Origin of the sequence: Azospira sp. APE16 (assembly GCF_047901315.1) — a bacterium.
Lineage (GTDB): Bacteria > Pseudomonadota > Gammaproteobacteria > Burkholderiales > Rhodocyclaceae > Azospira > Azospira oryzae.
The window spans coordinates 2608821-2622791 of sequence record NZ_CP179682.1 but is presented as its reverse complement, the minus strand read 5'-3'; the positions used below and the strand labels follow the sequence as shown (position 1 = coordinate 2622791).

At 63.6% G+C, this 13971-nt stretch carries 15 protein-coding genes; 10 read left to right on the top strand and 5 right to left on the bottom strand.

Annotated elements, in window-relative coordinates:
- Positions 1 to 117: 117 nt before the first annotated feature.
- The gene (locus tag ACLSSQ_RS12570) at positions 118 to 1287 is read right to left on the bottom strand and encodes a mandelate racemase/muconate lactonizing enzyme family protein (RefSeq protein WP_416242877.1); all 1170 of its coding nucleotides are present in this window, start codon (positions 1285 to 1287) and stop codon (positions 118 to 120) included.
- A 137-nt stretch (positions 1288 to 1424) separates the two neighbouring features.
- Here ACLSSQ_RS12570 and ACLSSQ_RS12565 point away from each other — a divergent pair, with 137 nt between their 5' ends.
- Complete coding sequence (locus tag ACLSSQ_RS12565) at positions 1425 to 2312, top strand: LysR family transcriptional regulator (RefSeq protein ID WP_416242876.1); 888 nt, start codon at positions 1425 to 1427, stop codon at positions 2310 to 2312.
- Between the two features lie 45 nt (positions 2313 to 2357).
- Here the strand turns inward: ACLSSQ_RS12565 and ACLSSQ_RS12560 are convergent, their stop codons facing one another.
- The 3 genes from ACLSSQ_RS12560 to ACLSSQ_RS12550 are packed head-to-tail and all read right to left on the bottom strand — an operon-like array spanning position 2358 to position 4240.
- A complete protein-coding gene (locus ACLSSQ_RS12560; protein ID WP_416242875.1) occupies positions 2358 to 2729 on the bottom strand; it encodes a DUF1304 domain-containing protein in 372 nt (123 codons plus the stop codon).
- Positions 2730 to 2765: 36 nt separating this feature from the next.
- Complete coding sequence (locus tag ACLSSQ_RS12555) at positions 2766 to 3671, bottom strand: GIDE domain-containing protein (RefSeq protein ID WP_416242874.1); 906 nt, start codon at positions 3669 to 3671, stop codon at positions 2766 to 2768.
- Entirely contained in the window at positions 3668 to 4240 is a 573-nt protein-coding gene (locus ACLSSQ_RS12550; RefSeq protein WP_014236968.1) for a LemA family protein, read from the bottom strand. Before ACLSSQ_RS12550 ends, ACLSSQ_RS12555 begins: the two co-directional genes overlap by 4 nt.
- Positions 4241 to 4345: 105 nt before the next feature.
- On the opposite strand from ACLSSQ_RS12550, the gene ACLSSQ_RS12545 reads away from it, so the two are divergent.
- On the top strand, positions 4346 to 5566 hold the full coding sequence (locus tag ACLSSQ_RS12545; RefSeq protein ID WP_232058865.1) for an MFS transporter: 1221 nt from the start codon (positions 4346 to 4348) through the stop codon (positions 5564 to 5566).
- A gap of 1 nt (position 5567) precedes the next feature.
- On the top strand, positions 5568 to 5702 hold the full coding sequence (locus tag ACLSSQ_RS12540; RefSeq protein ID WP_416242873.1) for a hypothetical protein: 135 nt from the start codon (positions 5568 to 5570) through the stop codon (positions 5700 to 5702).
- Here ACLSSQ_RS12540 and ACLSSQ_RS12535 read toward each other — a convergent pair.
- Complete coding sequence (locus ACLSSQ_RS12535) at positions 5690 to 6598, bottom strand: HDOD domain-containing protein (RefSeq protein WP_416242872.1); 909 nt, start codon at positions 6596 to 6598, stop codon at positions 5690 to 5692. The two genes, ACLSSQ_RS12540 and ACLSSQ_RS12535, sit on opposite strands and share 13 nt — an antisense overlap.
- A gap of 192 nt (positions 6599 to 6790) precedes the next feature.
- Here ACLSSQ_RS12535 and rlmB point away from each other — a divergent pair, with 192 nt between their 5' ends.
- From rlmB to ACLSSQ_RS12500, 7 genes are all read left to right on the top strand, one after another.
- Positions 6791 to 7552, top strand: a complete 762-nt coding sequence (gene rlmB / locus ACLSSQ_RS12530) for a 23S rRNA (guanosine(2251)-2'-O)-methyltransferase RlmB (protein WP_416242871.1) — start codon at positions 6791 to 6793, stop codon at positions 7550 to 7552.
- Between the two features lie 77 nt (positions 7553 to 7629).
- Entirely contained in the window at positions 7630 to 8196 is a 567-nt protein-coding gene (locus tag ACLSSQ_RS12525) for a hypothetical protein (RefSeq protein ID WP_014236973.1), read from the top strand.
- Between the two features lie 374 nt (positions 8197 to 8570).
- On the top strand, positions 8571 to 9140 hold the full coding sequence (gene ahpC / locus ACLSSQ_RS12520; RefSeq protein ID WP_014236974.1) for an alkyl hydroperoxide reductase subunit C: 570 nt from the start codon (positions 8571 to 8573) through the stop codon (positions 9138 to 9140).
- 184 nt (positions 9141 to 9324) lie between these two features.
- Complete coding sequence (gene ahpF / locus ACLSSQ_RS12515; protein ID WP_416242870.1) at positions 9325 to 10887, top strand: alkyl hydroperoxide reductase subunit F; 1563 nt, start codon at positions 9325 to 9327, stop codon at positions 10885 to 10887.
- 619 nt (positions 10888 to 11506) lie between these two features.
- Positions 11507 to 11755 carry a hypothetical protein gene (locus ACLSSQ_RS12510; protein ID WP_416242869.1) on the top strand — a complete coding sequence of 83 codons (249 nt, stop codon included), beginning with the start codon at positions 11507 to 11509 and terminating at the stop codon, positions 11753 to 11755.
- 172 nt (positions 11756 to 11927) lie between these two features.
- Positions 11928 to 12980, top strand: coding sequence for a hypothetical protein (locus tag ACLSSQ_RS12505; protein WP_416242868.1), 1053 nt, complete (start codon positions 11928 to 11930; stop codon positions 12978 to 12980).
- Between the two features lie 141 nt (positions 12981 to 13121).
- Positions 13122 to 13562, top strand: coding sequence for a hypothetical protein (locus ACLSSQ_RS12500; protein ID WP_416242867.1), 441 nt, complete (start codon positions 13122 to 13124; stop codon positions 13560 to 13562).
- Positions 13563 to 13971: the final 409 nt, after the last annotated feature.

The window sequence follows — 13971 nt, the reverse complement described above, 5'->3', positions numbered from 1 at the left end:
TATTTGTAGCAAATATCCCTGCTGGCATACACCTAGGTCAAACCCCAGTCGCTGTGCCCCCGGGGGCAGGCCGCCGCTGGTAGGCCGGGCCGGCTGCCCGCAAGCGGCGGTCCCTGCTCAGGCTTTGCCCAGGGCCTTCATCTCGGCGTAGAGGTCGGCCTTGCCTTCGAAGCCGATGCCCGGTAGTTCAGGCAGGGTGACGATGCTGTCCTTCACCTGCACGCCATCGGGGAAACCGCCGAAGGGCTGGAACAGGTCCGGGTAGGATTCGTTGCCGCCCAGCCCCAGGCCCGCGGCGATGGCCAGGGACATCTGATGGCCGCCGTGGGGAATGCAGCGGGAGGGGCTCCAGCCGTGCTCCTTGAGCATCTCCAAAGTGCGCAGGTATTCCACCAGACCGTAGGAGAGGGCGCAGTCGAACTGCAGCCAGTCCCGGTCGGCCCGCATGCCGCCGTAGCGAATGAGGTTGCGGGCGTCCTGCATGGAGAAGAGGTTCTCGCCGGTGGCCATGGGGCCTTCGTAATGCTCGGCCAGTTCGGCCTGCAGGGCGTAGTCCAGGGGGTCGCCGGCCTCCTCGTACCAGAACAGGTCGTACTGGGAGAGGGCCTTGGCGTAGTCGATGGCGGTGGGCAGGTCGAAGCGGCCGTTGGCATCCACCGCCAGCTTGCAGCCGGCAGGCAGGATGGAGAGCACGGCCTCGATGCGCTTCAGGTCGTCGGCCAGGGTGCCGCCGCCGATTTTCTTCTTCACCACCTTGTAGCCCCGGTCCAGGTAGCCCTGCATCTCGTTCTTCAGGGCCTGCAGGTCCTGGCCCGGCCAGTAGTAGCCGCCGGCGGCGTAGACGAACACCTCCCGCTTCGGGGTGCCGTTGCCATAGCGTTCGGCCAGCAGCTGGTAGAGGGGCTTGCCTTCGATCTTGGCCACCGCGTCCCAGACGGCCATGTCCACCGTGCCCACGGCGACGGAGCGCTCGCCATGGCCGCCGGGCTTCTCGTTGTTCATCATGCAGGCCCACACCTTGTGGGGGTCCAGGTTGTTGCCGGATTCGTCGAGCAGGGAATCGGGGGCAGCTTCCAGGATGCGGGGACGGAAGCGTTCCCGGATCAGGCTGCCCTGGCCGTAGCGGCCGTTGGAGTTGAAGCCGTAGCCCACCACCGGCTTGCCGTCGCGGATGACGTCGGTGACCACCGCCACCAGGGACAGGGTCATCTTGGAGAAGTCGATATAGGCGTTGCGGATGGGGGAGGAGATGGGCCGGGTCACTTCCCGGATATCGACGATGCGCATGGGGCTTTCCTTCTCGGAGCGGTTGGCAGGGGCCGGTCGGGCGGCGAACGAGACGAAGGTTAGTCCCTCTTCCGTGGTTTATAGTTGATCCATATTCACAACATTGATGAACAAAAGTTATCAATGAGAGGCGCCCCATGAACACCGCTTCCGAACTGGAATTCTTCGTTCTCCTGGCCCGCCAGGGCAGCCTGGCCGCCGCCGCCCGGGAACTCCACCTCACCGCCCCGGCCCTGAGCAAGCGCCTGGCCCAGCTGGAATCACGGCTGGGGGTGCGGCTGGTGCAGCGCACCACCCGGCGCATGAGCCTGACCGCCGAAGGGGATGTCTTCCTGGCCCGGGCCCGGACCATCCTGGAAGACATAAGGGAACTGGAGAACGAGGTGGCCGGCAGCAAGGCGGCGCCCCGGGGGCGGCTGCGCATCAACGCCACCCTGGGCTTCGGGCGCAGCCACATCGCCCCCCTGGTGAGCGAATTCGTGCGCCAGCACCCGGCGGTGGAAGTGCAGCTGCAACTTACCGACCGGCCCCTCAACCTGGCGGAGCAGGGCTTCGACCTGGGCCTGCGCTTCGGCGAGCCGCCGGATGCCCGCCTGGCGGCGCGCAAGATCATGTCCAACCGCCGCTTCGTCTGCGCCTCGCCCCTCTACCTGGAGGCCCACGGCGAGCCCTTGACGCCGGAAGAACTGGTCCGCCACGCCTGCATCATCCACCGTCAGAACGACGAGGATTACCACCTGTGGCGCTTCGCCAAGGGCAGGGAGAGCGTGGCGGTGAAGGTGCGGGGCGGCCTGTCGAGCAACGACGGCGACGTGGTGCAGCAGTGGGCCCTGGAAGGCCAGGGCCTGGTGGTGCGCTCCGAATGGGATGCGGCCAAGTACCTGGAGAGCGGCCGTCTGCGGGCGGTGCTGGCCGAGTGGTCCCTGCCGCCGGCGGACCTTTACGCCATCTACCCGCCCCGCCTCAATCTCTCGGCCCGGCTGCGGGCCTTCCTGGATTTCCTTGCGGCCCGCTTCAATCCCTGATGGCCACCCGGCCTGGTGCGCCGGCCCTGGCCGGGCGCGGGCGGCTTACAGCGCCGCCAGCAGATTGAGCCCCAGGGCCAGGGCCCCGGGCAGGGCCTGGACGAAGAGGATGCGGCGGCTGGCGGTGGCGGCGCCGAAGATGCCGGCCACCACCACGCAGCCGAGGAAGAAGCAGCGGATGGAGAAACTAGCCTCGCCCGGCAGCAGCCCCAACAGCAGGCCGGCGGCCAGGAAGCCGTTGTAGAGGCCCTGGTTGGCGGCCAGGACCCGGGTGGCGGCGGCGAACTCCGGTGTCAGGCCGAAGGCCTTGCGGCCCTTCGGGGTGTTCCAGCAGAACATTTCCAGCACCAGGATGTAGGCGTGGAGCAGGGCCACCAGCAGGGTGGCGACAGTGGCAGCGGTGGTGAGGACGGTCATGTTGTCTCCTTGGGGGATGGGCGGTGCCCGGTTTTTTTATAGTTGTTGCCAGACCCAGGGCAGGGCGCCCAGGGCGGCGAAAAAGACGGCCAGGTGGAAGAGGGCCCACAGGCCGTAGCGCCGGGCCAGCTTTTCCGGCGCCAGGTTGGCGATGAGGTAGAGCCGGCCGCCATCGGGGCGGCCCATGAGGTGGATGTCGGGAACGGCCCGGGCCTGGCGGTGCAGCTGTACCACCTCGCGCCGGGCGGCCTGGCGGGCCAGGCGCCATTCCTCCATGTCCAGCTCGCCGTCGCCGTTGAGGTCGAAGCGCCGGTGCAGTTCCTCCGGGTTGCGCTTCCACTCGGCCAGCACCTGCTTCAGGTCCTCCGCCGGGTCCAGCAGGGCGTCGCCGCCGCCCCGGGTGTGGAAGCCGCCCAGGACATAGATGTCGTCGCCGTCCCGCAGGGTCCATTCGGTATGGCGGTAGTCGCCCTCGCTCCACTGCTGCTTGTGCCGGGTGTGGATTTCGGCACCGGCCGGGTCCACGGCGCAGAGGCCGCTGCCGTCGTCGAGGACGAAGGAGGCCTCGCTTTCGTCCCGGTTGATGACCTTCCACTGGTTTTCCGAATCCTTCTGCTCCGTGGTGTTGCGATACCACAGGCAGCGGCCGCCGCTGAGGGGCGAGACCAGGGGCAGACCGGCCATGGGGCGGCCGTTGCCCTGCAGTTCGACGTAGCCCTGGGCGGCGGAAGCGATGCGGGAGGTGGGGGTGTCGGCGATGGCCCGGCGCCGCTTGAGGGCGCCGCTCCAGGCCCACAGGCTGAGCAGGGCCATCAGCCCGAGGCAGACGCTCCAGCCCAGGGGCGATTCGGTCTGGGCCCCGATCACCAGCAGGGCCAGCTGGGCGCCCGAGGTGATCCACTGGCCCGTCTGCCAGTGGAGCTTGAAGTGGCGGGGGATCAACTGAAGAGCTGCTTGATGTCCACGTCCGCCTTTTCGGCGGCGGCAAATTCCAGCAGGGGCTGGGGATCGAAGCGGAAGAGGCGGGCGATGATGGCGTCGGGGAACTGGTCCACCCGCACGTTGTTGATGTTCACCGCCTCGTTGTACAGCTCGCGGCGGTCGGCGATGGAATTTTCCAGGGCGGTGATGCGCTGCTGCAGCTGCATGAAGTGCTCGTTGGCCTTGAGTTCGGGATAGGCCTCGGCGACGGCGAAGAGCCGGCCAAGACCCAGGCGTAGCGCGCCTTCCGCCTCGCCCAGGGCGCCCACATCCTGGGCCTGACGGGCGCTCTGCACCTGGCTGCGGGCCTCGATCACCCGTTGCAGGGTGCTCTGTTCGAATTCCTTGTACTGCTTGCACACCTCCACCAGCTTGGGCAGTTCGTCGTGGCGCTGCTTGAGCAGCACGTCGATATTGGCCCAGGCCTTGGCGACGCCGTGCTTGAGGCCCACCAGTCCGTTGTAGAGGGTGATGCCGTAGATCAGGGCCACCACCACCAGACCGAGGAAAATCATGCCGCCTACGCTCATTGTCAGCGCTCCCTGTTGATTAACGTGGGAATAATACCGGCTTTGAACTGTGCCGTCCCCGGCCTGCCTATAATGGCGGACCCCATGCTGCAGAGAACAAACAACATGTCCCCATCGAGCCCGTCCGCCTGGCGCACGCCGACCCTGATCCTGGTCTGCGGCTGCATCATCCTCACCCTCTCCATGGGCATCCGCCATACCGGCGGCCTCTTCCTGCAGCCCATGACCGGCGCCCTGGGCTGGAACCGGGAAGTCTTCTCCTTCGCCTTCGCCATCCAGAACCTGGTGTGGGGCCTGGGCTCGCCTTTCGCCGGCGCCTTCGCCGACCGCTACGGGGCCGGCCGGGTGATCGCCGCCTCGGCCCTGCTCTATGTCGTGGGCCTGGCCCTGATGGCCGTTTCCAGCACCGGCCTGGCTCTCGATCTGTCCGCCGGAGTGCTGGTGGGCCTGGGGCTGTCGGGCACCACCTTCGCCGTCATCATGGGTGTCATCGGCCGCCACACGACGCCGGAAAAGCGCAGCCTGGCCTTGGGCATCGCCAGCGCCGGCGGCTCCTTCGGCCAGTTCGCCGTGCTGCCCATAGGCCAGGCCCTGATCAGCAGCTTCGGCTGGCAGGCCGCCCTGTTCCTCCTGGCCTGCGGCGTCGGCCTCATCGCGCCCCTGGCCTATGCCATGGCCGACGGCCACAAGCATGCAAGCGGCGCCGGCCAGTCCGCCGGGGCCGCCCTGGTGGAGGCGGGCGGGCAGCGGAGTTTCCACTACCTGTTCTGGAGCTACTTCGTGTGCGGCTTCCAGACCGCCTTCATCATGCTGCACCTGCCGTCCTTCGCCGTGGATTCGGGCTTCTCCGCCAATGTCGGCATGACCGGCATCGCCCTCATCGGCCTCTTCAACATCTTCGGCTCCTTCCTCTTCGGCTGGGCCGGCGGCAAGGGCAGCAAGAAGAACCTGCTGATGCTGATCTACGGCGCCCGGGTGGTGGTCATCGGCGCCTTCATGCTGGCCCCCCTGTCGGTGGCCAGCATCTGGATCTTCTCCGCCTGCATGGGCCTGCTGTGGCTGGCCACGGTGCCCCTCACCAACGGGCTCATCGCCCAGGTCTTCGGCCTGCGCTTCATGTCCATGCTGGCCGGCATCGTCTTCCTCGGCCACCAGCTGGGCAGCTTCCTCGGCGCCTGGCTGGGCGGCATGATCTTCGACAAGACCGGCTCCTACGACCTGGCCTGGCTGCTCTCCATCGGTCTTTCGGTGATCGCCGCCATCTTGTGCTGGCCCATCGACGAGCGGCCCGTGCAGCGGGCCGAGCCGAAGCCGGCGGGGGCCTGAGATGGCCCGCCACTGGCGCTGGTTTTTCTGGGGAGTGGGGGCGGCCCTGGCGGCCGCCCTGCTGGCGCTGATCTTTCTCGGTTACCAGGCGCCGGAACTGCTGCTGGACCTGGCCAACCTGCGCTACTGCGGCTGAGCCGGGGGCTCGGTTGGGTCGGCGGTCCCGGCCTCGGCCTCGTTGCTGAGGCCCAGTTCCGCCGCTTCCATTTCCGGCGGGATGGGGGCGCCGGCTTTCTTCATCACCGTATACACATGGACGTGCAGGAATTCGGCGATGTCCCGGTAGTCGTCGGGCAGGGCCGCGTCGTCCCAGCCGTTGGCGGAATGGCGGGCCAGATTGACGGCCAGCAGGACATTGCGCACCCGGGGGGCGCTGGCCTGTTCCTCGTCGGTGAGCTTGAGCATCAGCTCGGGCAGGTTCCAGGCCCGGCACAGGGCCTGCTGCATTTCAGCGAAGTGGGCGCCGAGTACGGTTTCCTGGGCGGTGACGGAGCGCAGGGCGCGGTCCGACTTCTGCAGTGCCTTGATCTGCAGGGCCAGCTTGGGGGCGCAGCACCACAGCAGCAGTTCGGGCAGTTCGTGGAGCAGGGTGGCCACCACGATTTCTTCCATGTTCAGGTCGTGCCGCCACAGGGCCCAGTCGTAGGCGTACTGGGCGGCCCGCTGGGCGCGCCGGACCACGTTGATGAGGCCGAGCAGGGCCTGGGGCTGCTCCTTCAGGGTGTCTTCCACCATGGGCAGGTTTTCGAACTTCTTGAAGAAGGGTTCGATACCCAAAAGGACCACGGCCTGGTCGATGGTGGTGACGTCGTTGCGCAGGCGGGAGCCGCGCAGGGGCTGGATGTAGGCCAGCATGCGCACGGTCATCATGGGGTCCTGCAGGATGATGCTGGCGATCTCCCGGCCGCTGATGCTGTCCATGCGTTCCCGCGCCTCTTCCAGGCGCCGCACGGTGTGCCGCAAGACGGGCAGTTCCTGTTCGGAGAAGAACAGGACCCAGGAATCCAGGCTGGGAAGGGCGTGATCGAGCATGATGGGCCGTAGTTAAAAAATCGCTGTAATAAAAGCCTTCAACTGACTGATTTAACGGCATCAGTTCCGCCGACTTGAATACTAGCCGGGGCCTATGGGGCGGGCAAGGCATTTCTCTTGCCGGCGCCGGGCTGGGGCCGGCCCGGGCCTTGGTCTACAATGGCGGCCCGAACCGTTTCCGATTGCCTCCCCATGTCCCAGGCCGCTCCCGAAAAGAACCACCCCACCCGCCTCATCCACGGTTTCCATGCCGTCATCGCCAAGCTGCGCCACAATCCGGATGCGGTGAAGGAGGTGTACCTGGACCAGAGCCGCAAGGACGCCCGGGCCAAGGACCTGCTGCGCCATGCCGAAGCCCAGGGCATCCGCGTCATTCCAGCCGACGCCAAGCGTATCGACGGCCTGGCCCCGGGCCAGCGGCACCAGGGCGTGGTGGCCAAGGTGGACGCCAACGAGCGCCAGGTGACCCTGGACGACGTGCTCGACACCCTGGAGGAGCCGCCCCTGCTGCTGATCCTGGACGGAGTCACCGATCCCCACAACCTGGGTGCCTGCCTGCGGGTGGCCGATGCAGTGGGCGCCCATGCGGTGATCGCTCCCAAGGACCGTTCCGTGGGCCTCACCAACACCGTGTTGAAAGTGGCCAGCGGCGCCGCCGAGACCGTGCCCTACATCACCGTCACCAACCTGGCCCGCACCCTGCGCGAACTGAAGGAGCGGGACATCTGGATCATCGGCACCGCCGACCAGGCCGACGGCGACCTGTACACCGCCGAGTGGCCCAAGGGCACCGCCTGGGTCCTGGGGGCCGAGGGCGAGGGCATGCGCCGCCTGACCCGGGAGACCTGCGACCAGCTGGTGCGCATCCCCATGTTCGGCAGCGTCGAGAGCCTCAACGTCTCCGTCGCTTCCGGCGTCTGCCTCTACGAAGCCCGCCGCCGCCTGCAGCCCTAAGCGCCCCGGGGCCCGCCGCCCCGGCTGGCATCCGTCTTGCAATAAGCCTTCGCAAAACCATATGCGGAGGCTTTTTCATGTTCGTGAGCGCCACGTCGCTCGCCTTTCCCCAGGCAGCCTATCAGGCCCAGGCACGGGCCGGCAGCGCCCCGGAAGCCGCGCCAAAACAGGTGCTTCCAGCCGTTGCGGCCAGTCTGACCGAAGCGGTGGACGGCCAGCAGGTCGATGCCGCGCGGCAGTGGCTGTCCGCCGAGGTGGCGGATTTTGCCGCCGAGGTCGGCAAGAAATTCCGCGAAGAGGGGCTTCGCACCTCGCCGGAACCCATGCTGGCCGTCGCTTCCGATGGGCATGTGACAGTGGTCAACAACACTCCGGACCGTCAGCAGATCGAGCGCCTGTTTGCCGCCAATGCCGAACTGACCCAGCGCTTCACCGCCATCGCCGCCACGGCCGAGACCGTGCAGGCTGCCGACGATCAGCAGGCCTTCGTGGACCAGTACCAGGCCCTGGCCGGCGACGCCAAGGCCCAGAAAGCCCTGGTCAGCCAGGAGGCGGCCCGCAGCGGCAACCTCCGTTTCCATCTCGTTCTCACTCCCCACGGCCCGGAATATTTTTTCCCCGGGGTCTTGCGCGCCTCTGCCTGAATGTGCCCTCCGCCGCCCCTGCCGCTTTTCGTGGCAGGGTAAGGCAATCCCAGTAACGGCGGGCCCTGGCGGCTACTGCCCCCAGCTCTCCCACAGGGTTATCCACAGGAAATGTGGATGACTTTCCCCGCTGCCGCGGAACATCTGCCGGCCTTTCGCTGTCCCTTCTCCCTTAAGCCCAGGCTTCATCCGCTCCCATGTCGGCGTCTGCCGACGGTCGGGGCACCGTGCCGGAAGCTGTTTCATTCAGTGATAGTCATTGACTATCTTAAATATGAAGACAATCAATTAGAGTAATTTCGCCGGGGTCTTTACTATTCACCCATCGCCTCACCCAACCCCAACTTTGTTTCATCAACTCAGGAGATAAAACGATGAGCACTTCCTTGATCAACACCGTCATCCAGCCCTTCAACGTCAATGCCTTCCACAACGGCAAGTTCATCACCGTTTCCGACACCGACCTGAAGGGCAAGTGGTCCGTCCTGATTTTCATGCCCGCCGCCTTCACCTTCAACTGCCCCACTGAAATCGAAGACGCCGCCGACAACTACGCCGAATTCCAGAAGGCCGGTGCCGAGGTGTACATCGTCACCACCGACACCCACTTCTCCCACAAGGTGTGGCACGAAACCTCCCCCGCCGTGGGCAAGGCCAAGTTCCCCCTGATCGGTGATCCCACCCACCAGCTGACCAACGCCTTCGGCGTGCATATCCCCGAAGAAGGCCTGGCCCTGCGCGGTACCTTCATCATCAACCCGGACGGCGTGATCAAGACCCTGGAAATCCACTCCAACGAAATCGCTCGCGACGTTTCCGAAACCCTGCGCAAGCTGAAGGCCGCCCAATACACCGCCGCCAACCCCGGCCAGGTGTGCCCCGCCAAGTGGAAGGAAGGCGCCAAGACCCTGGCTCCCTCCATCGACCTGGTCGGCAAGATCTAAGACCTTCTTCCTTCCGCAGCGCGGTGCCCGGCCAGCCGGGCCCGCCGCGGCGGATTGCAGCGCAAAGGCGCCCGCCGGGTGTGCTCCCGCACATCCATCCCCATGCGGGCGCCTTTCCATTGCATGCCGCACCGTATTTCATCCGTTTCCGTACAGCATCGCTTCGACTTAGGGAGATAAGACCATGCTCGACAGCAGCATCAAGACCCAGCTCAAGGCTTACCTTGAAAAACTCGTCCAGCCCATCGAACTGGTGGCCTCCCTGGACGATTCCGCCACCGCCCAGGAAATGCGCAGCCTGCTGGCCGATATCGCCGAACTGTCCGACAAGGTGAGCTTGCGCGAAGACGGCCAGGCCGCCCGCCGTCCCTCCTTCGGCATCGCCCGGGCCGGCCAGAACCCCCGCATCCACTTCGCCGGCATCCCCATGGGCCACGAATTCACCTCCCTGGTGCTGGCCCTGCTACAGAGCGGCGGTCACCCGCCCAAGGTGGAGGCCGAGGTGGTCGAGCAGATCAAGGGCCTGGACGGCAAGTTCAGCTTCGAGACCTTCATTTCCCTCTCCTGCCACAACTGCCCGGACGTGGTGCAGGCCCTCAACACCATGGCCGTGCTCAACCCCAATGTGGAAGCGGTGATGATCGACGGCGGCGTCTTCCAGCAGGAAGTGGAAGAGCGCCAGATCATGGGCGTGCCCGCCATCTACCTCAACGGCCAGGCCTTCGGCTCCGGCCGCATGGAACTGGGCGAGATCCTGGCCAAGGTGGATACGGGCGCCGCTGCCCGGAACGCAGCCAAGCTCTCCGACAAGGAAGTGTTCGACGTGCTGGTGGTGGGCGGTGGCCCGGCCGGCGCCGCCGCCGCCATCTACGCCGCCCGCAAGGGCATCCGCACCGGCGTGGTGGCCGAGCGCTTCGGCGGCCAGGTGCTGGACACCCTGGGCATCGAGAACTTCATTTCCGTCAAGGAAACCGAAGGCCCCAAGCTGGCCATGGCCCTGGAGCAGCACGTGCGCGAATACGAGGTGGACATCATGAACCTGCAGCGCGCCGCCGCCCTCAAGCCCGCCGCCAACGGCCAGCCCGCCGAAGTGACCCTGGCCAACGGCGCCGTGTTGAAGAGCAAGACCGTGATCCTCTCCACCGGCGCCCGCTGGCGTGAAATGAACGTGCCCGGCGAAGCCGAGTACCGCACCAAGGGCGTGGCCTACTGCCCCCACTGCGACGGCCCCCTGTTCAAGGGCAAGCGCGTCGCCGTGATCGGCGGCGGCAACTCCGGCGTCGAGGCCGCCATCGACCTGGCCGGCATCGTCGCCCACGTCACCCTGCTGGAATTCGGCAAGGAAATGCGGGCCGACGCCGTGCTGCAGAAGAAGCTGCTCAGCCTGCCCAACGTCACGGTGATTACCGAAGCCCAGACCACGGAAGTGACCGGTGACGGCCAGAAGGTGAACGGCCTCAAGTACAAGGACCGGGTCAGCGGCGAGGAAAAGACCGTCGCCCTGGAAGGCATCTTCGTGCAGATCGGTCTGCTGCCCAACACCGATTGGCTCAAGGGCGCCGTCGAACTCTCCGACCGGGGCGAGATCGTCATCAACGCCAAGGGCGAGACATCCGCCGAAGGCGTCTTCGCCGCCGGTGACTGCACCACCGTGCCCTACAAGCAGATCATCATCGCCATGGGCGAGGGCGCCAAGGCCAGCCTCTCGGCCTTCGACCACCTGATCCGCAGCTCGGCCCCGGCCTGAGTTATTTCCTGTTTCTCCTGTAGCAAGCCAGCAAGAAGCCCGTCCCGGAGGTTCCGGGGCGGGTTTTTTGTTATGGGGTTTTGCTGGTTTGTCGTGGGGGGGAGTCTTCGGGCGTGGTTTGTTGATTTTGCGGCTGTGTTCCGCGCCTGACGCGCGGGTTACTTATTCTTGTCTCGCCAAGAACAAGTAACCAACAAGAAGGCGACCCTCACCCCCGGCCCTGCGGGCTTCCCTGCGCTGCTCAGTCGGTCGGGGCGGCTGCGGAACTCGGCCCTTCGGGCCTCAGACAGTCCTCGCCGAAAGCCCCCCGCCCGCCTTGCGCTGCTCGGCGGGGGTGGAAGGGGATGGGAAACCGGTGGCGTGGCGATGGTGATCGCACCGGTTGGGGCTGGGTGATTCAGTTGCTTGGGATATGCGATTTGCAACTTTTGGTTGCGGTGTGAGTGTGCTGGCGGTAACTTTGAGGCTGCCCGGTTTCACGGACTTTTAGTAGGGCCAGTAAACGGAAGGTTTACTGAATTCGTTGCGGCACAATCGATTCGGCTGTCCGGTGTTCCAGGATATTGGACAGTCTCATTTTTATTGAACGTTTTTTTCGTCTACTACTAGTTAGAGAACCATGCAGTTGTTCTTCGATAGCTTTGGCGAAATCATACTAATAGCCTGCGTGGCCTTTAGTCTTATCTTTGTTGCATGGAAATACCCGCTTCCAATGGAACTTAGGTCTGGAAACATGTGGCAGCAGGCAGGCAAATACGAACAGTTTCTGCCGGGCTGGAAAGGAAAAGCCATCAAGTACCTTTGGCGTGCTGCCATTCTCAGCACTGTGCTTCTTCCAGCATTCAATTTCTTTGCCAAACTTCGCTAACTAAACGCTCTATTCCTCAAGCATCTCTAACTTTCCGCTCCAGCCGACCATCAAAATGCTGCGCTTTTCTCCCTTCGGCTGAGCTTCCACCTTATGCGGCAAGAACATGCAGCGCCCGTAGAGGGCCTGAGGCAGACGAATCTTGGAGGTTAGCCCCATGCTAGCGAGTTATATGCACGACCGTCGCTTTTACACAGTGTTGATTGGCGTCGTTTTCGCGGCGTTCGCAAATCATGCGATTGCCGACGACATTTTTGTTGGAAAATTCGCGTCGTTGCCCTCGAAGTTTCCACCTCTTGAGGCCAACGCCGCCGAACTATACATCGCTCCTAAAGGCGATAAGTATGTCGTTACTGAATTCTCCAAAGGAGAGTTCAAACTTGATTATTTGGCAACGCGATGTGACTCAAAGAAAGATCTCTCAATGCCTTTGCTTGCCAGCGGAGAGATATTTGCACTATGTGCCGCCGAATCCGGATTCGCACGGTTCGTGTACTCACAAAACGGCATCGATGAACGCGATCCGAGGATAAATGTCTTGAAGGACAGGAATGAAGCATCTTACCTTCGGGAACAGTACTATATGCCTCCATTCTTCGCATTCCGCAGGGTTGATTCCTTCAAATACGCCCCAAACGATCCGATCAAACTGCTTAGCCATGAGACGAGCGAATTCGCAGCATTATGCAGAGAGGTCGGGGTCAAGTTACTTGAAAAACCGGTGGCTCCTGTCCGGTCGATTGCCTATGATTTTGATCCTAAGCGTATTTCGAGTTGGTTGCATTACTGGAGAGTTGAGGTAGATGGAGACGGGCGGATTCTGGGTTTGGGCGGATTCAGCAAACTCAACTCCATAGAAGCAACAAAGAAAGCTAGTTTTGAATTTACAGAACGCCGAGCGGGCGACGGCGCTGGCGCTGCAACGATAAACCCATCTGCCCCCTACTATCGTTTTCCCGCTGGCCGGCAGCCGTACTACGGGGTCGACGAACTGGGTGCCGATGTATTGGCATTCCTCGATGTGGATAAGCCGGATGAGTATCGCAAGGCGCCGATAAGCCAGAGCGCTATCCGCTACCAGATCACGCTAACTGACCGGCGTTCTGGTGCGGTCCTCGGTGTGCAAACTTATGTTGTGGATCAACTAAATCATCGGGCGTGCGGAGTAAATGTGGATAGTGTCATTAGCCCATCCGCATTCATCTTTGACGCTATTAACCGATGATCCCGTATCCTGATGCGTACTGCAGTACCAACCTTATGCGACTTCTATCCTCGCAAATACCGCGTAACCCGGCGGTCAAAACGGATGCTGCGCGATAAGGCCGCGCAGTGCCAGTTACCTCCACGTTGGGGGGGGGTGAGCATGTCCACCGCTCAGAGAATGCACTGGCTTGGAATTGTGGGAACGTTATTTGGCTGTTTAGCTGTAATTGCGGCTGTGCTGCCGATCTGGGTGCTTCCGCTTGTCGTGCCGCCCGAGCCGGTCGACAAGGTGGTCGTCGATACCGCACAAAAGATAAAAGACCGCGTGGTTGCGAAGGCGAAAGGTGTTGAGTACAAGGCGCCGCAACACCGTGCGGATGCATACCAAATTCTCGCCGCTGCAGCCGTGACGCTTGGAGTGGTTGCCTTGATTCTTGGTGCCATTTCCTTTGTCTCTCGCGAGCCGTGGCGATTTTCGGCTGTGGCGTCGGCTCTCGGTGCTGGCGCAATCTTGTTTCAGTTCAGTCTCATGGTGGCCGGCGCCATCGTCATAGTTCTGCTTGTCGCGGTGGTACTCAATGCGCTCGGCGTTAGCCTATAGCCCCCCAACCCTGCGGTGCAGGGCATGCTGCCTGATAAAACCGCGTAGCGCCCCTTGCCTTCGACGTTAGGTCTATGAACGAGTACCTACTCACCGCCCTTATGTTCATGCCGCTGATAACCGCAGCCATTGGTACTAGTCTTCTGTCGCGGCGCATCTCTAGGCATGTCCTATTCTTCATCATGGCCTGTTTAAGCCTACTTGGACTTCAGTCCCTTGTCGCGCCAGCCGTAACTGTTGCTTTTTGGCCGGCAGGTGGCGAAATCCCTGGTGGCACTGATTCCTATGGCTTCAACCATAGCGTCATTGCAAGTGCCATATTCGTCTTCATCTGTGGCTCTCCCTTGCTATGGTGGCTCTCACATGCGTTTCGGCGGAGTTAGCCTGGGTCAAAGGCATGATTTCACGG